Below are 22,926 nucleotides of genomic sequence, written 5' to 3' on the forward strand. Positions count from 1 at the left end.
GGAGAGACGATCGGCTGGATGCCGAACGAGACTCGCCGTTGCTCGCTTCACGGTGGCGCGCCTCCGACTCCCGCCGAACTCCCGGCGCAACACGCAGGTCAGCCCGTACGCTTCGGATTCGTTCGCCGAGCCGCACCGAAAGGGTTTGGGAGTTGGCCGCACCACCGGCGGGTCCCGTCGCGGACTTCTGCGCCGAGCTCAACCGCCTCGTCCGCAAGTGCCGTGTCGCGCAGGGGGACATCGCCCGAGCACTTGGCCTGAAGAGCACCAGCTCGGTCTCGGAGCTCTTGAACGGGCGGCGGCGCACACCACCGGACTGGGACACGGTGCGACGGATCGTCGAGCTGTGCGCGGAACGGAACGGAACCTCGCCCCCGCCTCCCGGCACGAACCTGGACGCCAGATGGTGGAGGTTCCGGCACGCGGAGCTGGAGCGCACGGCCGAGGCGGTGGACGGGCAGGGCAGGCCGCGGACGGCGCCGACGGCCCCCGCTCCGGTCCCGGCGCTCGAGACGGCCGACTGCGTCGACATGAGCGTCGAGGACGCGGTGGGCCTGCTGGCCGCGGACCGCCGTGAGTGGTCGGTCGCCCTGGACACGCTGATGAGCCCACCGGGTGGCGAGCGGAGCCAGCATCGCGTCCTGGACTACCTGCTGAAAGGCTTTCCGGAGCGGGTGCGGGCCGCGCACGGTGTCGCCAGGGCCGCCCTGATCCAGGCCGCGCGGGTGGTCCTGGTCGCGGCGACGGTGGTGCGGCAGTACCAGAGTCGCGAGGAGGCCACGAGACTCATCCAGGACCTGGCGGACGGTGCGCACGCGGCGCACGATGCACCGCTGGCGGACTTCCGGGAGAGTGTCACGGCTGACGCGGCGTCGCGGCTGAACCGGACGTACGTACAGCTGGCCACCCCGCTGGCGGCGGCCTGCCCCGAGTTCGCTCTGGTGGCGGGCCTGCACGAGTCCGTTGAGGACCACGGTCCGGCCGGAACCGGGCTGGTCGACCTCGCGGACCTGCTGTCCGGGTTCACCGGCCAGGGCGAACGTCCCGCGCCCGGGAGCGCGTTGCTGCGCGGCCCGATCGCCTCCCTGGACTCCCCCGGTCCGCGGCTTCCCAGCCTCGCGGAAGGGTACGTCACTCCCCGCTTCCGGCTGGCCGGCCGGTCCCGGGCCGCACGTGCCGGGATCGCTTCCGACAAGTGGTGGGAGGAGCAGCGGGCGCGCGACGGCATCGAGCGGTTCCTCGCCGCCCACCTCCTCGGTCTCCCCGCCCTCCTGGCACCGCTGGTCGTGCTCGGCCACCCCGGGGCCGGCAAGTCGCTGCTCACCAAACTGCTCACGGTCCGGCTCCCGGCCGTCGAGTTCCGCCCCCTGCGCGTGGAGTTGCGGCACGCGCCGGCGGAAGCGGATGTGCAGACGCAGCTGGAACACGCGCTGAGTCGGGCCACAGGGCGGTCGGTGAGCTGGCCGGACTGGTCCGAGGAGGAGTCCGGCCCCGTACCCGTGGTCCTGCTGGACGGATTCGACGAGCTGCTCCAGGCAGGCGCCCAGAGGATCGGTTCCGCACGGCAGTGGAACTATCTGCACGAGGTCAAGGCCTTTCAGGAGCGGGAGGCGCGACTCGGCCGCCCGCTGATCGTGATCGTGACGAGCCGCACGGTGGTCGCCGATCGCGCGGACATCCCCTCGAACAGCACGGTGGTCCGGCTGGAGCCGTTCGACGAGCCGGAGATCGCGCGCTGGCTCACTGTCTGGAACGCCACGAACTCGGCTTACTTCGACCGGCAGGGCCTGCGGCCGCTCACCCCGGAGGTGGTCCTCCCGCACCGGGAGCTCGCGTCCCAGCCTCTGCTGTTGCTCATGCTGGCGCTGTACGACGCGGTCGACAACACGCTGCACGGTTCACGGGACGAGAGCATCAGCCGGACACAGCTCTACGACCGCCTGCTCAACGAGTTCGTCCGCCGTCAGGTCGAGAAGGACGGCCCGCTGCCCCCGGCCGAGGCGGGCACCGCGGTCGAACGTGAGCTGCACCGCCTGTCGGTGATCGCCCTGTCGATGTTCCACCGCGGTGCGCAGGCCATCAACGGCGAGGACGCCGCCCGGGACCTGCGGGCGCTCGGCGCCTCGGCACCGGGTGAGGCGGACGACGGCTCGGGACTGCTCTTCGGCCGGTTCTTCTTCGTGCACGAGGCTCAGGCCGTCGTCACGGAGGAGAGACTGCGCAGCTACGAGTTCATGCACGCGACCTTCGGCGAGCATCTGGCCGCCCGGCTCATCGAAGGAGCACTGCGGAACCTCGCCGAAAGCCACGCCCCCTGGGACGACGGCGAGCTGTACGCGCTGTTGTCCTTCGCCCCGCTCACCGACCGGGCGCAGCTCTGGCAGAACCTGCGGGACATGCTCGCGACCTGGCCGCGGGACCTCTTGCGGACCCACCTGGTGGCCGCGCTCATCGACCTCTTCCGCGCGGTCGCGTGGGACCCCGAGCACCGTACCCCGGTGGCGTACGTCCCGGTGCGGCAGCGCAGGGCGTACCGGGACGCGGCGTACGAGCTGAACCTGGTGCTGATCGTGGTGCTGGCGGCGGACGAGGTGTACGCCTCGGACCTGCTGGGGGACGACGGCGACAGGGCAGCCGGGTGGCGGCGGTACGCCCTGGGGTGGCAGGCCCAGTTGTCGGAGCAGTCATGGGACGCGTTGGCCTCGACCCTCACTCCCGAACGCTGCTGGCGTCCCGATCCGCGGTACAGGGACACGCTGAGGACGGATCTGCTCATCACCACGCGTCGCACACCACTGGTCCACCATGAGCTCAGCTGGTCGCGGGGTATGCCCCCGCCCCAGTCCGTGAAGCCTCTGCCGGACCGGACGGCGGACCGGCTCTCCGACCACCACACCGCGAATCTGATCAGGCGGGTCTCGTTCGTCGCCGATGAGGACACCGAGCTCCTGTTGCACGCCGCCTACCCGTTGCTGCTCCAATTGCCGAGCGGCTCTTCGAGGTCCCACATCGCTCAGGGCGGCCGCTTGCAGTCGGCCGCTCAGTCCATCGTCTCCCTCCTGACCCACGACCTGCACGCCCCCACCGCGCTGCCCGGCCTATACGTGGAGTGCCTGAACCACGCCGAACTGATGGAGCGAGAAGAGCGGGGACCCTACGTGGAAGCCGTGCTGCGCCACCTGGTGCATGACGCCCACGCGCTCCCGGACGACGCACTCGCGTTCGTGCTGTCCGACCTGCACAACACGCTGGTCAGCGGCGGGGCGCCCCTCACCCCGGGGATGGAGCGACCTCTCCTGGATTGCGTGCGCCACGCCCTGGACCGGGGAAGTCCCGCGCTGACCGAGCCGCTCGACTCCCTGCGCTCGGCTCTCACCCGGGACGACGACCCCGCGAGCACGGGCAGCACCGCCTTGCGGGACCTGCTTCGGATGACGCGCCTCAGCCACTCCACCCGCGCCTGGGAATGGTCGGGAGCCCTGCACGGTGAAGCCGCGGCCCGTTACTTCGACGACCTGCTCGCAGGGCTCGACCTCGGCGAAGTCGCCACCCGCCACCCCTTGGCCGTCATCGGCCTTCTGCGCCTCGCCGCGGAACTGGGCCTCGAGGACTGGCTCGCCGCCCACACCGCGGATCTCCTTGCCGCCCTCCCCGCCGAGGCCTTCGGCCTCCTCCGCCCTTCCGACCTGCCCCGCCTGCGTGCGGCCCTGCCGAAGGGCGCGTACGACGACGAGTTCGAGAACGTCCAGTGGACGTGGCGCGGCCGGGAACAGCAGTCACCGTGACGACCGCCCCGAGGGCGAAAAGGACCTACGAGACGGGTTCCCTTCGCCGGTATTGCCCGGATCAGGTGGCTGGGGGTCGCCTTCCGGTCGAGGGGCGCTTTCCTGCCCCTCGGCTTTCGGGCCTCTCAGCCCGACCGTCGACGTCGGCACCGGCGGAAGCCGAAGCCTCACGCCCATGTCGGCTACTCCGGTCGAACTCCCTCACTCGTCTCGTAGGCCACTTCCAGAATAGAACTTTTCGTCAGGGACAAAAGCCCCCAAATCATGATTTTTTGGATAGGATTCCGCCTACTGTTCCTCGGGCGGAAACACCGGCTCCCCGCTGCTCAGCAACGTGATCACGATCGCCTCCACCGGACAGCTCTCCGCCGCCTCCAGCACCCGCTCGTTCGCGTCCGGGTCGGGGTCCACCGGATGGGACTGGCGAGCCGTGTCGAGCCGGAAGCCGCCCGGGGCGTGGTGGAGGCACTGGGCGGAGCCGATGCACAGGGAACGGTCCACCTCGACGTGCCAGCGGTCACCCATCCGCTAGCCCTCCCACCCGGCCGGCAGGTGGATCATCTTGTGCTCCAGGTACTCGCCGTACCCCTCGGGGCCGAACTCCCGCCCGAGCCCCGAGTTCTTGTAGCCGCCGAACGGGCCGAGCATGTCGAGGCTGAAGGTGTTGACCGAGTACGTGCCCGTACGGACCTGCCGCGCGACCTCGACGCCGTGCGCGACGTCGGCCGTCCACACGCTGCCGCTGAGCCCGTAGTCGGAGTCGTTGGCGATCTTCACGGCCTCGGACTCGTCGCCGTACGGCAGCAGGCAGATCACCGGGCCGAAGATCTCCTCCCGCGCGATGCGCATGGAGTTGTCGACGTCCCCGAAGAGCGTGGGCTCCACGTACCAGCCGCGGTCCAGGCCCGCCGGGCGCCCGCCGCCGGTGAGGATCTTCGCGCCCTCCTCCTGCCCGATGCGGATGTAGTCGAGGTTGCGCCGCTGCTGCCGCTCGGCGACGAGCGGGCCGACCTGGGTCGCCGGGTCCAGCGGATCACCGACCACGAGGGCACCGGCCGCCGCCGCGAAGGCCTCGGCGAACTCGTCGTAGCGCGAGCGCGGCAGCAGGATGCGGGTCTGGGCCACGCAGGCCTGCCCGTTGTTCATCCAGGCCGCCGGGACGATGCCCGCGACCGCCGTCTCCACGTCCGCGTCCGGCAGCACGACCGCCGCCGACTTCCCGCCCAGTTCCAGGGTCACGCGGGTCAGGTTGCGTGCGGCCACCTCCATGACCCGCTTCCCTGCCGCGACCGAGCCGGTGAAGGAGACCTTGTCGACGCCCGGGTGCCCGACCAGGTACTCACTGACCTCCCGGTCCGCCGGCAGGATCGACAGCACGCCCTCCGGGAGCCCCGCCTCCGTGGCGATCTCGGCCAGCAGGTACGCGTCCAGCGGCGACTCCGGCGACGGTTTCAGCACCACCGTGCAGCCGGTGAGCAGCGCGGGCGCGAGCTTGGCGGCGGCCACGAACTGCGGCACGTTCCAGGGGACGACGGCCGCGACCACCCCGACCGGCTCCCGCCGCACGAGGATCCTCCCGAGCACGCCGTCGCGCGTCTCCTCGTACGTGCTGTGCTTGCCCGGGGGGCGACCCCCGGAACCCCCGAAGGTCCGCGCGACCGTGATCGCCGCGTCCCACACCATCATCGCGCCGAGCGCCTGCGCGAGGACGCTCCAGGAGTACGGCGACCCGTTCTCGGAGGAGATCACGCGGGCGATCTCCTCGTGCCGTACGGCGATCGCGTCCTTGATCCGGGAGACCACCGCGATCCGCTCGTCGAGGCTCGTCCGAGGCCAGGGCCCCTCGTCGAACGCCCGCCGGGCCGCGGCCACCGCCCGGTCCACGTCGGCCGTCGACGCGTGCGGCACCCGCCCGATGACCTCCTCGGTGTGCGGGGAGATCACCTCGATCACGTCCTTGCCCAGGGGGTCGGTCAACTCCCCGCCGATGAACAGCTGTCCGTGTTCCACGAGCTCGGCCATGGCGACTGCCTTCGTTTCTGACGGTATTTCAGAAACTGATACCAGTTCCGGTCGAACTAAGCCAGGCTTCAGGAGCCCGCCCCCTGCCGCCCCAACGCCTCCCGTACCGCCGTCAGGATCGCCTCCGTCCCCGCACCCAGCGCGCGCGCCGCCGCGGTGAAGTCGCGGGCCAGGGTGGCCAGTTGGTCGGGGTCGAAGCGGACAGGACCGGTAGGGAGGGTCGCGACCCGGGTGCCGGCGCCGCGGCGGGTGCGGATCAGTTCGGCGGCCTCCAGCTCGCGGTAGGCACGGGCCACGGTGCCGGGCGCGAGGCCCAGGTCGGCGGCGAGCTGGCGCACGGTCGGCAGGCGTTCGCCCTCGGTCAGCCGGCCGGTGAGGATCAGGGCGGCGAGCTGGGCGCGGATCTGCTCGTACGGCGGAACCTGGCTGGTGGTGTCGACGCGGACGGCGGGTTCACTCATCGTCGACAGCCCGGGGGACCACGATGGTGGACACGGACCAGCCGAGGGTGAACAGGCTCAGGAAACCCAAGGGGTAGATCACCAGGGCGGTGATGTCGCCGAGTGTCCCGGCGCAGCGGGAGTAGAACAGCACACGGCCGATCATCCCCAGGACGAGCAGCAACTGGCTGGAGACCAGCAGGCCCCAGGCCGCGGTGATCGCCCAACTGCGGTCGTGGCGCTGCTGGTTGTCGCCGGGGCGGTGGGCGATGCGGCGCAGGGCCCAGGCGCAGGCGGCGGTGCCGAGGGTGAGGGAGACGAGGATCGGAGGGGCGTAGTAGAGGCCCGGCCAGGGGGCGAGGCGGCGGGTCAGGCCGACGGCGCAGGTCACGGCGAGGGCCCGGCCGGTACGGCCCTGGGTGTCGACGTCGGCCGCGGCGACGCCGATCAGCAGCAGGACGGCGAGGCCGGCCGTCTGGAAGACCAGCAGCGGAGCCATCCGGGGCGGTACGTGGTCCCGGACCCGGCGCGGGGCGAGGGCGGCGGTGCGGACCCTGTCCTGCGGGGCGGGGGTGAGGGAGTCGCCGAGCAGCACCCCGCCCACCGCGCACAGTCCGAAGGCGGTGACGGCGGACACGAACGGCATGGCCATGTCGTCGCTGTCCATGGTGGCCAGCCCGTGGGCGACGGCCGCTCCGAGTGCCAGCCCGGCCCAGCGGGCACACAGGTCGGCGCGGGCCAGGAGTCTGTCGGGCGTGACGGTGTCGATCATGTCGGCCCCCGTTGAAATACTTGTATCAAGTGGCAAGTACAAGATGCTGGGCCACCACATCTTGTGTCAAGACGTTGATACAAGATGCCTCCCCCTTCCCCTCCGCGGATGCGCGAGCGCCCCCGAGAACCGCACGCGCCCGATACGCGTGTTATCGGAGAACGCGTTGGCATGCACACGAGACGGGGGACGCGAGTGGGATCCACAGCACGCGCGAGAACGGCGGCCCTGGCCGCCATGGTGGCCGGGGCGCTGGTCACGGAGGCGTTATCGGCAGGCGGCCAGCAGGCGCGAGCCGCCGCCGGCTCCGCCGCGCAGGACGGGACGAAGGCCTCGGCGAAGGCGAACGCGAAGCCACCGGTCACCGTCACGCTGATCACCGGCGACCGCGTGGCCGTCGGCGCCGACGGCCGGGTGGTTCGGCTCGTGCGCGGCAAGGGCCGGGAGGGGATCGGCTTCTCGGTGCGGCGCGAGGCCGGCCACACGTACGTCGTCCCGCAGGACGCCCTGCGTCCGGTCGCCGACGGCGTCCTCGACCGACGGCTCTTCGACGTCACGCAGCTGGTCGGGGACGGGTACGACGACACGCACCGCACCACGCTGCCGCTGATCGTCGGCTACCGGCAGGCCGGCACCGGAGGAGGGGCCCTCACCGGCGCCCGCGACCCGTTCGCGGGCGTGGCCGTCCGGGAGCGCCGTGCGCTGCCCGCAGTCGGCGGCGAGGCCTTCGAGGCGCCCAAGTCCGGTGCCCCGGCGCTGTGGGCGGCCGTCACAGGCCGCTCTTCGGCCCGGACGGCAAGCGGTACGGCCGCCCTCGCGCGGCCCCTCGCCCATGTCTGGCTGGACGCGAAGGTCCGGGCCGCGCTGGCCGAGAGCGTGCCGCAGATCGGTGCGCCCGTCATGTGGAGGTCGGGCTACACCGGCAAGGGCGTCAAGGTGGCGGTCCTGGACACGGGCGTGGACCAGACCCACCCGGACCTCAAGGGCGTGGAGACGGCGCAGAAGAACTTCAGCGGGTCCCCCGACGTCAAGGACCACTTCGGGCACGGGACGCACGTGGCCTCCATCCTCGCCGGGAGCGGCGCGAAGTCCGGCGGCCGCTACAAGGGCGTGGCGCCCGACGTGAAGCTGCTGGACGGCAAGGTGCTGGCCGACGACGGCTTCGGGCCCACCTCGGGCATCGTCGCCGGCATGCAGTGGGCCGTCGACCAGGGTGCGCAGGTGGTCAACATGAGCCTGGGTTCCCCGGACACCCCGGGTGTCGACCCGATGGAGGCGGCCGTCGCCCGGCTCTCCGGCAAGGCCCTGTTCGTGGTGGCCGCGGGCAACGACGGCGACAAACCCCGCACGCTCGGGTCGCCCGGCAGCGCTCCCGCGGCACTCACCGTCGGCGCCGTGGACAAGCAGGACCGGATCGCCGACTTCTCCAGCCGCGGCCCGAACCTGGACGGCACGCCCAAGCCGGACATCACCGGCCCCGGCGTCGACATCACCGCCGCCCTGACGACGCAGAGCGAAGAGCCCTCGAGTGAGGGCTACATGTCGCAGTCCGGCACGTCCATGGCCTCCCCGCACGTCGCGGGCGCCGCCGCCCTGGTGCTCCAGCAGCACCCGGGCTGGAGCGGGGCCCGGCTGAAGGCGCTCCTGACCGGTTCGGCCAAGCCCAACCCGCTGCTGAACGCCGACCAGCAGGGCGCGGGCCGGGTGGACCTGGCGCGCGCCGCCACGGCCGTGGTCGTCTCCGAGCCCGGCTCCCTCGGCTTCGGCACGCAGGCCTGGCCGCACGCCGACGACAAGCCGATCGCCAAGACCCTCACCTACCGCAACTACGGCACGAAATCCGTCACCCTGAAGCTGAGCGCCTCCGGGGTCGACGCATCGGGCCGCCCCGCGCCCGCCGGCATGTTCACCGTGAAGGACGCCCGGCTCACCGTTCCGGCCGGCGGCACCGCGAAGACCAGCGTCACCGCCGACACGCGCAAGGGCACCGTCGACGGCGCCTTCGGCGGCACCGTACTGGCGTCAGGAGACGGCCAGCAGGTGCGCACCGGTCTCGTGGTCGAGCGGGAGGTGGAGTCGTACGACGTCACGGTGAAGCACATCGACGCCGACGGGGCGAACCCGCCCACCTACGCGACGACGATCAACCCGATCGGCGGGCAAGGTGAGTTCATGGAGCTCCCCTACAGCGCGAACGGCACGGTGGTCCAGCGACTGCGTAAGGGCTCCTACCAGTTGGACAGCCTGGTCTTCGCCAGGGACAACGAGGTGGGCTTCTTCGTCCAGCCGGTTCTGCGGGTGGCCGGGAAGGTCACGGTCACCCTCGACTCCCGCAAGGCGAAGCCGTTCGTCGTGAAGGCCCCGGATCCGGCCGCGAAGCTCGTCACGTCCATCGTCGGTTACGACGACGAGGCCGTGGGCATTTCCAACACCTGGTCCACCAGCGGCGTACCGCCGATCCGCACCGCCGCCCTCGGTCCGGCGTCCGCCACGATGCGGGCCCAGTTCAACGGCGTGTGGAAGACACCCGGCGCGGCCGGCCGGAACGTCGACTACCGGCTCGCCTTCAACCGCAAGGGGAGCTTCTTCACCGGCCTGAACCGCACCGTCACCCGGGCCGACGTCGCCGAGGTGAAGGTCGGCTTCGGCGCCTCCGTCGCCGGTGCCAAGGGCCAGGTCCACATCACGCCGCTGGACGACCGCGGGATGAGCGTCGGCATACAGGAACCACAGGAGCAGAGCCTCCCGCTGACCACCACGCACTACCTCAGCACGGACGGCGTGCGCTGGTCCTGGAAGGCCGCGCAGCTCGACGCCGGCAGCGAGGTGCGCATCTTCCACACACAGGAGTCGGTGACCTACAAGCCGGGCTCCCGTCACACGCTGAGGTTCAACACCGGTGTGGTCGGCCCCGACCTCGCGGCAGGCAGACCGAAGGCGGAGGGCGCCGAGCGGACCGGCGACTACATCAGCGCCAACGTCCCGCTGTTCAACGACGGCAGCGGCAACCCGGGGTTCTCGGTCGTCACCGGCGGCTTCGCCCGGCTGGAATCCGGCGGGCGGATCATCGGCGAGGGCCCGGCCACGGAGTGGCTCACCGCCGAAGTCCCCGCCGCCTCCCGCGCGTACCGCCTGACGGTCGAGGCGAGCCGCTCCGCCCAGGACACCACCACCAGCACGAAGGTGTCCGGGGTGTGGACGTTCACCTCGGCCCGGCCGGCGTCGGACCGCACGGCGAGCCTGCCGCTGTCGACGGTGCGGTTCGCGCCGAACCTGAGCCTGAACGGGACGGCTCCGGCGGGCAGCACGCTCGCGGTGCCGCTGAAGCTGGGCGGCGCGGCCGCCGCGGCCGGGCAGGTCGCCGCGCTGACCGTGAACGTCTCCTACGACGGCGGCCGGACCTGGAAGCCGCTCACCGTGACGACCGACGCGAGGGGGGCGCGCTCGGTGAGCGTGAAACACCCGGCGACCGCCAAGGCCGTCTCCTTCCGGGTGGACCTGAAGGACAGGGGCGGCAACACCGTACGCGAGACGATCATGAACGCCTACCGGCTCGCCCCGTGAGATGACCCCACGACGGTGACCGCCACCCGGCGCCGGTGAAACCTCCGGCCTGGCCCCCGCACCTGCGGGGACCGGGCCGGATCCGCGTCCGGCACGGACTTTCCCCTGACCATCTGACTGACCATCAGTTCCGGTTATAGTGGGCAACGGCCGTGGGACGGAGGGCAGATGCAGACCAGCCAGGACCGCGAACCCGGGGCGACGGTGCACGACCACGGCGGCGGCGTCCGCTCCGTCGAGGTCCCCATCCCGGACAACCCGCTCGGCCACACCCTCGTGTACGTCGTCGACACCGACCGCGGGCCGGTCCTGATCGACACGGGCTGGGACGACCCGGCCTCCTGGGACACGCTCACGGAGGGGCTGAGGGCCTGCGGCACGGCGATCACCGAGATCCACGGGGTGGTCATCACCCACCACCACCCCGACCACCACGGCCTGTCGGGACAGGTGCGCGAGGCGTCCGGCGCGTGGATCGCGATGCACGCGGCGGACCTGGCGATCGTCCGCAGGACGCGCGAGACGCGCCCCGAGCGCTGGTTCACCTACATGACGGCGAAGCTCACCGCCGCCGGCGCCCCCGAGGACCACGTGGCCCCTTTGCGCGCGGGCCCCCGCCGTACCCTCCCCGGCCTCTCCCCCGCCCTCCCCGACCGCGAGATCGTCCCCGGCGAACTCCTCGACCTCCCCGGCCGCCGGCTCCGCGCGATCTGGACCCCGGGCCACACGCCGGGCCACGTCTGCCTCCACCTGGAGGAGGAACACCCGGGCCGACTCCCCGGCCACGGACGCCTGTTCTCCGGTGACCACGTCCTCCCCGAGATCACCCCCCACATAGGCCTCTACGAGGACCCGGACGACGCCACTGTCACCGACCCCCTCGGCGACTACCTCGACTCCCTCGAACGCGTCGGCCGCCTCGCCCCCGCGGAGATCCTCCCGGCCCACCAGCACACGTTCACGCACGCGGGCGCCCGGGTGCGGGAGCTGCTCGCCCACCACGAGACCCGCCTCACCGACCTCCTCTCCCTCCTGTCCACGCCCCTCACCCCCTGGCAACTCGCCGTACGCATGGAGTGGAACCGCCCCTGGGAGCAGATCCCCTACGCGTCGAGGAACATCGCCGTCTCCGAGGCGGAGGCGCATCTGCGGCGGCTGGTGAAACTGGGGCGGGCGGAGGCGGTGGCGGGAACCGAGCCGGTGACGTACGTGGCGGTGTGACGCGCTCGTAGCCAGGTCACCCGCGCCCGTCAGGACGACATCGCGGCGCGGTCGGACGCGCTGCGCAGCACGCACGCCCCTGCGCCTACGCCTACGCCTGCTCCATGAACGACCGCACCAATTCCTCCGCCTCACCCAGGACTTCCACCTCACCCCGGCTCATCGTCGGATTGGCCGCCCGCCGCCTCCGTGCCTCCACCAGCCCCTCCTCGGTCAGGTCCGACGGATCGGCGAGCAGGGCGGTCAGCATCGCGCGGGCGGGGTCGGCGTACGGCTCGTCGGACAGGGCGACCTGCGCGAGGATGATCGCGGACATGCCCCAGTCGAGCCCCGGCTCGCCCCGCTCCGCCGTCTCCCAGTCGATCACGCGGGGCCCGGCGTCGGTGAGGACGACGTTCTCCGGGTGCAGGTCCAGGTGGATGACGCGGCCGGGGACGGCGTGCAGCCGGCGCAGCAGCCCGGCGAGGACTGCCCCACCGTCCTCCGACGTCATGGAGCCCGCCACCCACGCCTGCACCATCGTCGGCCCCGTCAGCCGCTCCATCACCAGCTCCGTGCGCGAGTCGGACGGCCGGACCCGGGGCACGGGGTAACCATGCCCGCGCACGTACTCCATCAGCGCCCCCACGGCCGCCGCGTCCCCCCACTCCTCGCGGTCGCGGCGCAGCACCCACGCCTCGTCGATCTCGTACACGTCGGCCGTACGGCCCGAGCCGAGCAGTCTCCCCGTGGTCGTCATGGCGCGAACCTACCCGGCTCGCCTTTTCTACCTGCCGGTAGAGTGGCCCGGTCGTCATCAACCCGTACGGGGGGAAGCCGGTGCAAATCCGGCGCTGACCCGCAACCGTGAGCCGTCCGCCCAGGCCGGCGAGCCGGACTGCCCCGCACGGCCCACATGACCGGCTCACACGCGCGTCGGCACCCGCCGCCGCACGGCACCGTCGAGGTCTACGGAGCCGAGCCGCCGGGGCGTCCCGTGCTGCCCGGCTCCCCACAGGGAGAGGCACCCGCCGATCATGAACGTCCGCCGCAGCGCCGCGGTCCTGGCCGCCACCGCAGTGATCGGTGCCGCCACGCCCGCCGTCGCCGCCACACCCTCCCCGTCCCCCTCGGTGGCGATACCGTCCGGCCTCTACGGCAGTACGGACCCGACGTACGACGGCGTCTGGCGCCAGTCCCTCGCCCTGCTCGCGCAGCACACCGCGGACGTGAAGCCCGCCGCCAAGGCGGTGGACTGGCTGGCCGGACAGCAGTGCGCGAGCGGCGCGTTCGCGGCGTTCCGCGCCGACACCGCGCGGCCCTGCGACGCCAAGCTCGTGGTCGACACCAACAGCACGGCCGCCGCAGCCCAGGCCCTCGCCGCGCTCGGCGGGCACGCCACCGCCGTCGACAAGGCCGTGACCTGGCTGAAGTCCGTCCAGAACACGGACGGCGGCTGGGGCTTCAACCCGGGCGGCGCCAGCGACACGAACTCGACGTCGGTGGTCGTCGGCGCGCTGGTGGCCGCGGGTGAGAAGCCCGCGGAGGTCACGCGGGGCGGCAAGTCGCCGTACGACCTGCTGGCCAAGTGGTCCCTCCCCTGCGGCGAGGACGACGGCGGCGCGCTCGCCTACCAGCCCGACAAGAAGGGCAAGTTGGCGGCCAACGCGGACGCCACAGCGGCCGGTGTCCTCGCCGCCCTCGGCAAGGGCTTCGTGACGACGGCCGGACAGGCACCGAAGGACAGCCACGCCTGCGCCGACTCCGACCAGCAGCCGACTCCGCAGCAGGTCGCGGGCAACGGCGCCGCCTACCTCGCGGAGGCCACCCAGGACGGATTCCTGAAGTCCGTGCTCCCCGGCGCCAAGAACCAGCCCGACTTCGGCAACACGGCCGACGCGGTCGTCGCCCTCGCCGCGCAGGGGTCGGCCTCGGCAGCGCGAAAGCCGTACGCCTGGCTGGAGAAGAACGCCACCCCCTGGGCGACGCAGAGCGGCCCCGCCGCCTACGCCCAGCTCATCCTCGCGGCGCACGCGCTGGGCTCCGACCCGCACGACTTCGGCGGCACGGACCTCGTGAAGCAGCTCGACGCGAGCGGTCCGGCGCCGGAGGAATCGGCGAAGACCACGGCGAAGGACTCCGACAAGAAGGGTTCCGACGACGGCTTCGGCACCTGGTGGGCCGTCGGTGTCTTCTTCGTCGCGAGCATCGGCATCGGCTTCCTCCTGAGCAGCCGGAACCGGAAGCAGCAGCCGTGATCCGCCGCGGCTCCCTGCTCCTCGCCACAGTGCTGTTGACCCTGGCGGTCGGCACCACCCCGTCCCACGCCGCCGGCTACCGCTACTGGTCCTTCTGGGACCGCGACGGCAACCGCTGGACCTACGCCACCCAGGGCCCCTCCACCGCCCGCCCCTCCGACGGCGACGTCCAGGGCTTCCGCTTCGCCGTGAGCGAGGACTCCAGCGACGCGACCCGGCCCCGCGGCGACACCACCTTCACGATGATCTGCGCGAAGACCCCGGCGCGGGACGACCGCAAACGCATCGCCCTGGTCATCGACTTCGGCACGGCGAAGGACGCCCCCTCGGGCGAAACCCCACCCGCCCCACGAACGGCCTGCGCGGTCGTCCCCCAGGACGCGACCACAGCAGAAGCCCTGGCGTCAGTGGTCAAGCCCCTCCGCTACGACTCGAGCGCCCTGTTGTGTGCGATCGGGGGGTACCCGCAGAAGGGCTGCGGCGAGCAGGTGACGGGGAAGAAGAACCCGGCACCGGCCGACAAGAAGGACACAACGAACGAGGGCCCGTCCGTGGGCGTTTGGGCAGGAGCAGCGGTGGTGGCGGCACTGGGAGCGGCGGCGATCTGGCAGACCCGCCGACACAGGCATGGCTGACCACCGCAGACTTGCTCAGCCTGCGGGCAGTCGTGCCGCTGGGGCGGCACGGGTGGGCGCAGGCGGCACCCCGCCCGCGCGGGCCAGCGCACCCACCCCCCGACAACAACACCCCGCACAACTCCACCCCGGCGCCTGGTGGCTCTGGTCCCTCTCCCTCGGCACCGCTGCCACCCGCACCACCAACCCCCTCCTTCTCACCCTCCTCATCACCACCTCCGCCTACGTCGTGGCCACCCGCCGCCCCCACACCCCCACCGCCCGCTCCTACTCCGCCTTCCTCAAACTCGCCCTCGCCGTCCTCCTCGTCCGCCTCCTCTTCGCCCTGGCCCTCGGCTCCCCCATCCCCGGCACCCATGTGATCGTCACCCTCCCCGAAGTCCCGCTCCCCCACTGGGCGCAGGGCATCCGCCTCGGCGGCAGGGTCACGGCGGAGGGCCTCCTCTTCGCGCTCTACGACGGCCTGAAACTGGCCACTCTCCTCATCTGCGTGGGCGCCGCGAACGCCCTGGCCAGCCCGGCCCGCCTCCTGAAGGCCCTCCCCGGCGCCCTGTACGAGATGGGCGTGGCCGTGGTCGTCGCCCTCACCTTCGCCCCGAACCTCATCGCCGACGTCCAGCGCCTACGCGCCGCCCGCCGCCTGCGCGGCCGCCCGGACAGCGGCATCCGCGGCCTCGTCCAGGTCGGCCTCCCCGTCCTGGAAGGCGCCCTCGAACGCTCCGTCGCCCTCGCCGCCGCGATGGACGCGCGCGGCTACGGCCGTACCGCCGCCGTCCCGGCCCACGTCCGCCGTACGACCACCGCCCTCACCCTGGGCGGTCTGCTCGGCGTCTGCGCGGGAACGTACGGCCTGCTCACCGCCGCGGGCGGGACCTACGGCCTCCCCCTCCTCCTCGCCGGCCTCGCCGCCGCCCTCGCGGGCCTGCGCCTGGGCGGTCGCCGTTCCCTGCGCACCCGCTACCGCCCGGACACCTGGAACGTCCGCGCCTGCCTGGTCGCCGGGTCCGGTATCGCGGTCGCCGTACTCCTCACGGTCGCCGCGACCACGGACCCGACGGCCCTGCACCCCACCACCGTGCCCCTGGTCGCGCCCACACTCCCCCTGTGGCCCGCCGCGGCGGTCCTCCTGGGCCTGCTCCCCGCCTTCATCGCCCCAACGCCCGTATCAGCGCCCGCACCAGCCCCCGAGGAGCCGTCGTGATCCGCTTCGAGAACGTCTCCGTGACGTACGACGGAGCCTCCGAACCCACCGTCCAGGGCGTGGACTTCGAGGTGCCGGAAGGTGAACTCGTCCTCCTCGCGGGCCCGTCGGGCGTCGGCAAGTCCACGGTCCTCGGAGCGGTCAGCGGCCTCGTCCCGCACTTCACCGGCGGCACCCTGCGCGGCCGTGTCACGGTCGCCGGCCGGGACACCCGTACCCACAAGCCGCGTGAACTCGCCGACGTGGTGGGGACGGTGGGCCAGGACCCGCTGTCGCACTTCGTCACCGACACCGTCGAGGACGAACTCGCCTACGGGATGGAGTCGTTGGGGCTGCCGCCCGAGGTGATGCGGCGCCGCGTCGAGGAGACCCTCGACCTGCTCGGCCTGGCCGACCTCCGCGACCGCCCCATCGCCACCCTCTCCGGCGGCCAGCAGCAGCGCGTCGCGATCGGCTCCGTGCTCACCCCGCACCCCGAGGTCCTCGTCCTCGACGAGCCGACGTCGGCGCTCGACCCGGCCGCCGCGGAGGAGGTCCTCGCGGTGGTCCAGCGCCTGGTGCACGACCTCGGCACGACGGTCCTCATGGCCGAACACCGCCTGGAACGCGTCATCCAGTACGCCGACCAGGTCGCCCTCCTCCCGGCCCCGGGCGCGGCACCGGTGCTCGGCCCCCCGGCCGAGATGATGGCCGTGTCGCCGGTGTACCCGCCGGTGGTGGACCTGGGCCGGCTGGCGGGCTGGTCCCCGCTCCCCCTGACCGTGCGGGACGCCCGCCGAAGGGCGGGAGAGCTACGGGAACGCCTCGCCGACCACCGCGAGCCCCCTGAGCCACGACGGGCCCCCGGAACACCCGCCCCCACTCCCCCTCCCGCCCCCGCCTTCCGCCGCCGTTGGCGCAGGCCGGCCCCCACCCCGGCTCCTCCAGCCGTCGCCGAAGTCCGCGCCCTCGCCGTCCGCCGGGCCCGTGTCCAGGCCCTGCGGCACGTCGACCTCACCGTCACCCCCGGCGAGACGGTCGCCCTCATGGGCCGCAACGGCGCCGGGAAGTCCACGCTCCTCAACACCCTCGTCGGGCTCGTCGAGCCGTCGTCCGGCTCCGTGCGCGTGGGCGACGCGATCCCTCACCGCACCCCGCCCCGCGAGCTCGTACGCCGTGTCGGCCTGGTCCCGCAGGAGCCGCGGGACCTGCTGTACGCCGACACGGTCGCCGCCGAGTGCGCGGCGGCCGACCGGGACGCGGGCGCGGACCCCGGCACGTGCCGCGCGCTCGTGTCGGACCTGCTCCCGGGCATCACGGACGACACCCATCCCCGCGACCTCTCCGAGGGCCAGCGCCTGGCACTCGCGCTGGCCGTCGTCCTCACCGCCCGCCCGCCGCTGCTCCTCCTCGACGAGCCGACCCGCGGCCTGGACTACGCGGCGAAGACCCGTCTGGTGGCCGTCCTGCGGGAGCTCGCCGCCGCCGGTCACGCCATCGTCCTGGCCACCCACGACGTGGAACTCGCCGCCGAGCTCGCCCACCGGGTCGTCCTGCTCGCCGAGGGCGAGGTGATCGCCGACGGCCCGACGGCGGAGATCGTCGTGTCCTCCCCGTCCTTCGCGCCCCAGGTGACGAAGATCCTGGCCCCACAGCAGTGGCTCACGGTCACCGAGGTGCGGAGGGCCCTCGCATGAGCACCGCCCCTGTACGACGGACCCGTGCCGCCGACCGACAGGCCCGTGCCGTCCGTCTCGGCCCCCGTTCCCTCGCCGCGCTCGCGCTGGTCAGCGCGGTCGGGGTCGTCGCGTTCGGGTGGCCCTTCCTCGCTCCGCCCGCCTCACGGCTCACCGCGCACGCGCAGGACGCGCCGTGGCTCTTCGCGGGGCTGCTGGTGCTCCTGGTGGCGGTCGTCGGCGCGACGATCTCCGAGTCGGGGCTGGGCGCGAAGGCGGTGGCCATGCTCGGTGTGCTGGCCGCGACGGGGGCGGCCCTGCGGCCGATCGGCGCGGGCACGGCCGGCATCGAGCCGATGTTCTTCCTGATGGTGCTCAGCGGCCGGGTCCTCGGCCCGGGCTTCGGCTTCGTGCTCGGCTCGGTCACGATGTTCGCGTCGGCGCTGCTCACGGGCGGGGTGGGGCCATGGATGCCGTTCCAGATGCTGGCGATGGGCTGGTTCACGATGGGCGCGGGTCTGCTGCCGGGCGCCGACCGCCTGCGCGGCCGCGCCGAGCTGCTGCTCCTCGCCGCCTACGGCTTCCTGGCCGCCTTCGCCTACGGCACGGCGATGAACATGCAGGGCTGGCCCTTCATGGACCGCGACGCGTCCGGCATCGCCTTCGACCCGGACGCCGGGGTGCCCACCAACCTGGCCCGCTTCGTCGCGTACTGCCTGGCCACCTCCCTCGGCTGGGATCTGGGCCGCGCGATCGTCACCGTCGTCCTGACGCTCACCCTCGGCCCGGCGGTGCTCCGGGCGCTGCGCCGGGCCACCCGCCGTGCGGCCTTCGAGAGCCAGGTCACTTTCGACGCGTCCGGGCCGTGAACCGGCCCACATGACCCAGGTCACCTACGAGGCGGAGCCGTACCGACATCGCACTGTCATGTACGCGGTCCTGCCCCCTCCCACCTGCACATTGAGAGCCAGGTCACAAAGCCACCCCTCCCCCCGGATGCGGCCATAACTAGTAAAAGGGGTCATTGCGGACGCCTTCCGAGCCTGCTTCTGTGGATGACGTCGCACGGCGCCGACAAGCCCACGGGCCTCGGCGCCGACGCATGTTCGCGACACTCCCCGTCCCCGAGGAAACAGGTTCTCCGTGTCCGTCGCTTTCATCCGCCGCATCGCCTCCCCGAAGAAGGCCCTCACCACCGCCGCCGTGGCCGCCGCCACCGCCGGCGTGGCTCTGACCGCGGCGCCCGCTCACGCGGCCACCCCGGCCTCCGCCTCCGAGGCCCAGGCGATCGCGCACAAGATGATCCCCGACGCCGCGCAGTACAACGCCTTCTCCAGGATCGTCCAGCACGAGAGCGGCTGGCACATCAACGCCACCAACGCCTCCTCCGGCGCCTACGGCCTGGTCCAGGCCCTGCCGGGCTCCAAGATGGCCTCGGCCGGCTCCGACTGGAAGACCAACGCCAAGACCCAGATCAAGTGGGGTCTGGACTACATGAAGTCCCGCTACGGCAGCCCGGTCGGCGCCTGGAACTTCTGGCAGGCCAACGGCTGGTACTGAGCCGGTCGAGCCATCCCCCGCACGTGAAGGCGGCGGCCCTCCGATCCCCCGGGGCCGCCGCCTTCACTCACGTCTCCACTCACGCCTTCGCTCAGGTCGTGACCCGCAACTCCTTCACCCCGTTGATCCAGGCGGACCGCAGCCGCCGTGGATCATCCACGAGCCGCAGCCCGGGCATCGCGTCCGCGATCGCGTTGAAGATGAGGTCGATCTCCAGCACGGCGAGGGACTTGCCGAGGCAGAAGTGGGGCCCACCGCCACCGAATCCCAGGTGGGGATTGGGGTCCCGGGTGATGTCGAAGGCCTCCGGATTCTCGAACACGTCGGGGTCGTGGTTGGCGGAGGCGTAGAAGATCCCGACCCGGTCGCCCTTCTTGATCCGCTTGCCCCCGAGTTCGGTGTCCTGGGTCGCCGTCCGCTGGAAGGAGACCACGGGCGTCGCCCACCGCACGATCTCCTCGGCGGCCGTGGCGGGCCGCTCCCGCTTGTACAGCTCCCACTGCTCGGGATGGGTGAGGAAGGCGTGCATCCCGTGCGTGATGGCGTTACGGGTGGTCTCGTTGCCGGCGACGGCCAGCATCAGCACGAAGAACCCGAACTCGTCGGACCGCAGGCTCCCCTCGTCCTCGGCGGCCACCAGCGTGCTGACGATGTCCTTGGCCGGGCACTCCTTGCGGTCGGCGGCCATGTTCATGGCGTACGAGATGAGCTCGGTGGCCGACTCCTGGCCGACCTGCTCGGTGATGGCGTACTCCGGGTCGTCATACGCGATCATCTTGTTGGACCAGTCGAAGATCTTGGCGCGGTCGTCCTGGGGTATCCCGATCAGCTCGGCGATGGCCTGGAGCGGCAGCTCGCACGCGACGGACGTGACGAAGTCGAAGGAGCCGGAGTTCTCCCGCGCCCCCGCCACGATCGCCCCGGCGCGCTCCCGCAGCCGTTCCTCCAGCGCCCGGATGGCCCTCGGCGTGAACACGCGCTGCACGATCTGCCGGACCCGGGTGTGCTCGGGCGGATCCATGTTCAGCAGGATCAGCCGCTGGGCGTCGATCGCGTCGCGCTCGATGTGCTCGTTGAAGCGGATGATCGCGGTGTTGAGGAAGGACGAGAAGATCTCCGGGTGCGTGGAGACGTACTTGACGTCCGCGTGCCGGGTCACAGCCCAGTAGCCCTCGTCCTGGAACCCGGCCAGGTTCGCCGTTTGAGGGATCCAGCGGACCGGCTCGGCCCGGCGCAGTTCGGCGAACTCCGGGAGAGGCACACGGTGGTGCAGCAGGTCGGGGTCGGTGAAGTCGAACCCGTCGGGCAGCGCTGGACAGGGCATGGGCAGCTCCAGCCATCTGACGGTCCATCAGGAACACGGGTGCGGTGAAGGTAGTTCAGGAGCCTCGAGCCTGCAAGACCCTTGCGGTGACACACATCACGTCCGCAGACTGCTCCCAGGAGAACTAGAACACGTACTAGTTCCAGTCTCCGCCCATGTTCTGCCACGTCTCGGTACCTTCCGGCACTCTCGGGCACGTTCGGAGGAAAGGACCCGCACCCATGGCCGCCGAACCCGTCATCGTCGAAGCCGTCCGCACCCCCATCGGCAAGCGCGGCGGCGCGCTCGCCAATCTGCACCCCGCCTACCTCCTGGGCGAGACCTACCGCGAACTCCTCGGCCGCACCGGCATCCCCGCCGACTGCGTCGAGCAGATCGTCGGCGGCACGGTGACCCACGCCGGCGAACAGTCCATGAACCCCGCCCGCACGGCCTGGCTGGCCATGGGCCTCCCCTACGAGACCGCCGCGACGACGGTCGACGCCCAGTGCGGCTCCTCCCAGCAGGCGTCCCACATGACCGCGAACATGATCGCGGCGGGCGTCATCGACGTCGGCATCAGCTGTGGCGTCGAGGCGATGTCACGCGTGCCGCTGGGGTCGGGCTCGAAGCACGGCCCCGGAAAGCCGTTCCCCGACGAGTGGAACGTGGACCTGCCGAACCAGTTCGAGGCGGCGGAGCGGATCGCCCGCCACCGGGGCCTGACTCGGGAGAAAGTCGACGCCCTGGGCCTGTTGTCCCAGGAACGGGCCGCCATCGCCTGGTCCGAGGAACGCTTCAAGCGTGAGACCTTCGCGGTCCAGGTCCCGACGACCGAGGAGGAACAGGCGTCCGGCCAGGGCATGTGGCGCCTCGTCGACAAGGACGAGGGCCTGCGCGACACGTCGATGGAGGCGCTGGCGGGGCTGAAGCCGGTCATGCCGACGGCGGTGCACACGGCCGGTAACTCGTCCCAGATCTCCGACGGCGCGTCGGCCATCATGTGGGCGTCCAAGCGGATGGCCCGCGCCCTGAAGCTGAAGCCCAGGGCACGGATCGTCGCCCAGGCCCTGGTGGGCGCCGACCCGCACTTCCACCTCGACGGCCCGATCGACGCGACGCGTGCGGTGCTGGGCAAGGCGGGGATGTCGCTGAAGGACATCGACCTCGTCGAGATCAACGAGGCCTTCGCCTCAGTGGTACTTAGCTGGGCTCAGGTCTTCGAGCAGGACCTCGCGAAGGTCAACGTCAACGGCGGTGCGATCGCGCTCGGGCATCCGGTGGGGGCCACCGGAGCCCGGCTCATCACGACGGCGTTGCACGAACTGGAGCGGACGGACAAAGAGTTCGCGCTGGTGACGATGTGTGCGGGGGGTGGCTTGGCCACGGGGACGATTATTCAGCGGCTGTAGAGGCCCAGTTGACGAAGGTCGCGAAGGCGGAGGGCGCGAAGGCGAGCTTCGGGCCTGCGGGGTTCTTGGAGTCGCGGACGGCTACGGTGGCGCAGGGGGCGTCGGCGATCTCTACGCAGTTGCCCCCTTGGTCGCTGCTGTACGACGACTTGCGCCAGGCGAGGGCGCCGAGGGGCGCGCACTCGATGCACTCGCCGCCCTGGTCGCCGCTGTAGCTGGACTTACGCCACGTGGTCCCGGCCGGAATCCCGTTGTTCGCCATAGCGTTCCTCCATCACGCGCCGGATCAACTCCGCCGAGTCCTTGAGGGAGAGAGCGGCGGCCTGAAGATGATCGTAACGGAGCGAGCAGTCGCCGACCGTGTCCGGGTTCGCGGTGGGATGCCCGCTGCCGTAGCCCTCGGTATAGACGATGGCCGGGTCCTTCTCGAACCGGAAGAGGGTGAACGAGCCTTGTAGCCCCGCGTGCGCCCCGACCGAGAACGGCAGCACCTGGACGTTGATCCGGGGATTGCTCTCGAAGGACAACAGGTGGGCCAGTTGCCCGCGCATGACCTCGTCGTCGCCGATCTCCTGGTTCAGCGCGGCCTCGCTGATGATCGCCCACAGGACCGGCGGCGCCTCCCTCTCGAAGATGCGCTGGCGGGCGAGCCGTACGGCGGTGCGGTCGTCGAGGTCCGTCTCGTCGAGCGAGCCCAGCACGGCACGGACGTACGCCTCGGTCTGGAGGAGTCCGTGCACCATGTGCGTCTGGAAGGTGGAGATCTTGACGGCCCGCGCCTCCAACTCCGCGACCTGTTGGAACCAGGCCGGAAGCTGACTACGCATCACCAGCCCGACCAGCCGGGACAACAACCCACCCGTCCCCAGCGCCGCATCCACCCGCTCGCTGAACTCCGACGTCGGCAGTTTCCGTGCCGTCTCGACCTGGCCTACAAGGGAGCCGGTGTAGTTGACGATGTCGCCGAGCTGTTTCTGGGTCAGCCCGGCGGCTTCTCGGTGCCGCCGCAACTCGAAACCGTAGTAGTCGAGCGGCGAGGCTCCCGGATCAAGGACGTTGATGTGGGTCACGTACGTACGGCCCCTCTCGCAACTCGGTCCACTGCGGGACCCGTTGTAT

General features: G+C 71.7%; 18 protein-coding genes and 1 riboswitch. Of the genes, 10 read left to right on the forward strand and 8 right to left on the reverse strand.

What is annotated here, in order from left to right; genetic code table 11:
- Positions 1-152 precede the first annotated feature (152 nt).
- Entirely contained in the window at positions 153-3,785 is a 3,633-nt protein-coding gene (locus ACGFNV_RS27795) for an NACHT domain-containing protein (RefSeq protein ID WP_393625882.1), read from the forward strand.
- A 288-nt stretch (positions 3,786-4,073) separates the two neighbouring features.
- Here the strand turns inward: ACGFNV_RS27795 and ACGFNV_RS27800 are convergent, their stop codons facing one another.
- From ACGFNV_RS27800 to ACGFNV_RS27815, 4 genes are all read right to left on the reverse strand, one after another.
- Positions 4,074-4,310 (reverse strand): ferredoxin, encoded by a 237-nt coding sequence (locus ACGFNV_RS27800; protein ID WP_393625884.1) that lies wholly within the window; start codon positions 4,308-4,310, stop codon positions 4,074-4,076.
- A gap of 3 nt (positions 4,311-4,313) precedes the next feature.
- On the reverse strand, positions 4,314-5,807 hold the full coding sequence (locus tag ACGFNV_RS27805) for an aldehyde dehydrogenase (protein WP_393625886.1): 1,494 nt from the start codon (positions 5,805-5,807) through the stop codon (positions 4,314-4,316).
- A gap of 68 nt (positions 5,808-5,875) precedes the next feature.
- Positions 5,876-6,268 carry a GntR family transcriptional regulator gene (locus tag ACGFNV_RS27810; protein WP_393625888.1) on the reverse strand — a complete coding sequence of 131 codons (393 nt, stop codon included), beginning with the start codon at positions 6,266-6,268 and terminating at the stop codon, positions 5,876-5,878.
- Positions 6,261-7,019 (reverse strand): hypothetical protein, encoded by a 759-nt coding sequence (locus tag ACGFNV_RS27815; protein WP_393625889.1) that lies wholly within the window; start codon positions 7,017-7,019, stop codon positions 6,261-6,263. Before ACGFNV_RS27815 ends, ACGFNV_RS27810 begins: the two co-directional genes overlap by 8 nt.
- 195 nt (positions 7,020-7,214) lie before the next feature.
- On the opposite strand from ACGFNV_RS27815, the gene ACGFNV_RS27820 reads away from it, so the two are divergent.
- Positions 7,215-10,583 (forward strand): S8 family serine peptidase, encoded by a 3,369-nt coding sequence (locus ACGFNV_RS27820; RefSeq protein ID WP_393625891.1) that lies wholly within the window; start codon positions 7,215-7,217, stop codon positions 10,581-10,583.
- A gap of 168 nt (positions 10,584-10,751) precedes the next feature.
- A complete protein-coding gene (locus ACGFNV_RS27825; protein ID WP_393625893.1) occupies positions 10,752-11,804 on the forward strand; it encodes an MBL fold metallo-hydrolase in 1,053 nt (350 codons plus the stop codon).
- Between the two features lie 91 nt (positions 11,805-11,895).
- Here the strand turns inward: ACGFNV_RS27825 and ACGFNV_RS27830 are convergent, their stop codons facing one another.
- On the reverse strand, positions 11,896-12,543 hold the full coding sequence (locus ACGFNV_RS27830) for a phosphotransferase (protein WP_393625895.1): 648 nt from the start codon (positions 12,541-12,543) through the stop codon (positions 11,896-11,898).
- 70 nt (positions 12,544-12,613) lie between these two features.
- A riboswitch (cobalamin riboswitch) is annotated at positions 12,614-12,687 on the forward strand.
- 133 nt (positions 12,688-12,820) lie between these two features.
- Between ACGFNV_RS27830 and ACGFNV_RS27835 the strand changes: the two genes are divergently transcribed.
- The 6 genes from ACGFNV_RS27835 (at position 12,821) to ACGFNV_RS27860 (ending at position 19,092) form a co-directional block, all read left to right on the forward strand.
- Complete coding sequence (locus tag ACGFNV_RS27835; protein ID WP_393625897.1) at positions 12,821-14,041, forward strand: prenyltransferase/squalene oxidase repeat-containing protein; 1,221 nt, start codon at positions 12,821-12,823, stop codon at positions 14,039-14,041.
- On the forward strand, positions 14,038-14,676 hold the full coding sequence (locus tag ACGFNV_RS27840) for an SCO2322 family protein (protein ID WP_393625899.1): 639 nt from the start codon (positions 14,038-14,040) through the stop codon (positions 14,674-14,676). Before ACGFNV_RS27835 ends, ACGFNV_RS27840 begins: the two co-directional genes overlap by 4 nt.
- Before the next feature lie 52 nt (positions 14,677-14,728).
- Positions 14,729-15,877 carry a CbiQ family ECF transporter T component gene (locus ACGFNV_RS27845; RefSeq protein ID WP_393625900.1) on the forward strand — a complete coding sequence of 383 codons (1,149 nt, stop codon included), beginning with the start codon at positions 14,729-14,731 and terminating at the stop codon, positions 15,875-15,877.
- Positions 15,874-17,553 carry an ABC transporter ATP-binding protein gene (locus tag ACGFNV_RS27850; RefSeq protein WP_393625902.1) on the forward strand — a complete coding sequence of 560 codons (1,680 nt, stop codon included), beginning with the start codon at positions 15,874-15,876 and terminating at the stop codon, positions 17,551-17,553. The genes ACGFNV_RS27845 and ACGFNV_RS27850 overlap by 4 nt, the downstream gene beginning before the upstream one ends.
- Positions 17,550-18,401 (forward strand): ECF transporter S component, encoded by an 852-nt coding sequence (locus tag ACGFNV_RS27855; protein WP_393625904.1) that lies wholly within the window; start codon positions 17,550-17,552, stop codon positions 18,399-18,401. The genes ACGFNV_RS27850 and ACGFNV_RS27855 overlap by 4 nt, the downstream gene beginning before the upstream one ends.
- A 274-nt stretch (positions 18,402-18,675) precedes the next feature.
- Positions 18,676-19,092, forward strand: coding sequence for a transglycosylase SLT domain-containing protein (locus ACGFNV_RS27860; RefSeq protein ID WP_393625906.1), 417 nt, complete (start codon positions 18,676-18,678; stop codon positions 19,090-19,092).
- 91 nt (positions 19,093-19,183) lie between these two features.
- On the opposite strand, the gene ACGFNV_RS27865 is transcribed toward ACGFNV_RS27860, so the two are convergent.
- Positions 19,184-20,416, reverse strand: a complete 1,233-nt coding sequence (locus tag ACGFNV_RS27865) for a cytochrome P450 (RefSeq protein WP_393625908.1) — start codon at positions 20,414-20,416, stop codon at positions 19,184-19,186.
- Between the two features lie 221 nt (positions 20,417-20,637).
- Between ACGFNV_RS27865 and ACGFNV_RS27870 the strand changes: the two genes are divergently transcribed.
- A complete protein-coding gene (locus ACGFNV_RS27870) occupies positions 20,638-21,807 on the forward strand; it encodes a steroid 3-ketoacyl-CoA thiolase (protein ID WP_393625910.1) in 1,170 nt (389 codons plus the stop codon).
- On the opposite strand, the gene ACGFNV_RS27875 is transcribed toward ACGFNV_RS27870, so the two are convergent.
- On the reverse strand, positions 21,791-22,069 hold the full coding sequence (locus ACGFNV_RS27875; RefSeq protein ID WP_393625912.1) for a DUF397 domain-containing protein: 279 nt from the start codon (positions 22,067-22,069) through the stop codon (positions 21,791-21,793). The two genes, ACGFNV_RS27870 and ACGFNV_RS27875, sit on opposite strands and share 17 nt — an antisense overlap.
- On the reverse strand, positions 22,029-22,877 hold the full coding sequence (locus ACGFNV_RS27880) for a helix-turn-helix domain-containing protein (RefSeq protein WP_393625913.1): 849 nt from the start codon (positions 22,875-22,877) through the stop codon (positions 22,029-22,031). Before ACGFNV_RS27880 ends, ACGFNV_RS27875 begins: the two co-directional genes overlap by 41 nt.
- Positions 22,878-22,926: the final 49 nt, after the last annotated feature.

The sequence above is a fragment of the Streptomyces sp. NPDC048751 genome, from assembly GCF_043198595.1.
Classification (GTDB): Bacteria; Actinomycetota; Actinomycetes; order Streptomycetales; family Streptomycetaceae; genus Streptomyces.

Excerpts from the sequence above, each read along its gene's own strand:
- ACGFNV_RS27830 (WP_393625895.1), bottom strand. The coding sequence starts at position 12,543 with ATGACGACCACGGGGAGACTGCTCGGCTCGGGCCGTACGGCCGACGTG.
- ACGFNV_RS27865 (WP_393625908.1), bottom strand. The coding sequence starts at position 20,416 with ATGCCCTGTCCAGCGCTGCCCGACGGGTTCGACTTCACCGACCCCGAC.
- ACGFNV_RS27870 (WP_393625910.1), top strand. The coding sequence starts at position 20,638 with ATGGCCGCCGAACCCGTCATCGTCGAAGCCGTCCGCACCCCCATCGGC.
- ACGFNV_RS27835 (WP_393625897.1), top strand. The coding sequence starts at position 12,821 with ATGAACGTCCGCCGCAGCGCCGCGGTCCTGGCCGCCACCGCAGTGATC.
- ACGFNV_RS27815 (WP_393625889.1), bottom strand. The coding sequence starts at position 7,019 with ATGATCGACACCGTCACGCCCGACAGACTCCTGGCCCGCGCCGACCTG.
- ACGFNV_RS27805 (WP_393625886.1), bottom strand. The coding sequence starts at position 5,807 with ATGGCCGAGCTCGTGGAACACGGACAGCTGTTCATCGGCGGGGAGTTG.
- ACGFNV_RS27810 (WP_393625888.1), bottom strand. The coding sequence starts at position 6,268 with ATGAGTGAACCCGCCGTCCGCGTCGACACCACCAGCCAGGTTCCGCCG.
- ACGFNV_RS27855 (WP_393625904.1), top strand. The coding sequence starts at position 17,550 with ATGAGCACCGCCCCTGTACGACGGACCCGTGCCGCCGACCGACAGGCC.
- ACGFNV_RS27875 (WP_393625912.1), bottom strand. The coding sequence starts at position 22,069 with ATGGCGAACAACGGGATTCCGGCCGGGACCACGTGGCGTAAGTCCAGC.
- ACGFNV_RS27825 (WP_393625893.1), top strand. The coding sequence starts at position 10,752 with ATGCAGACCAGCCAGGACCGCGAACCCGGGGCGACGGTGCACGACCAC.
- ACGFNV_RS27800 (WP_393625884.1), bottom strand. The coding sequence starts at position 4,310 with ATGGGTGACCGCTGGCACGTCGAGGTGGACCGTTCCCTGTGCATCGGC.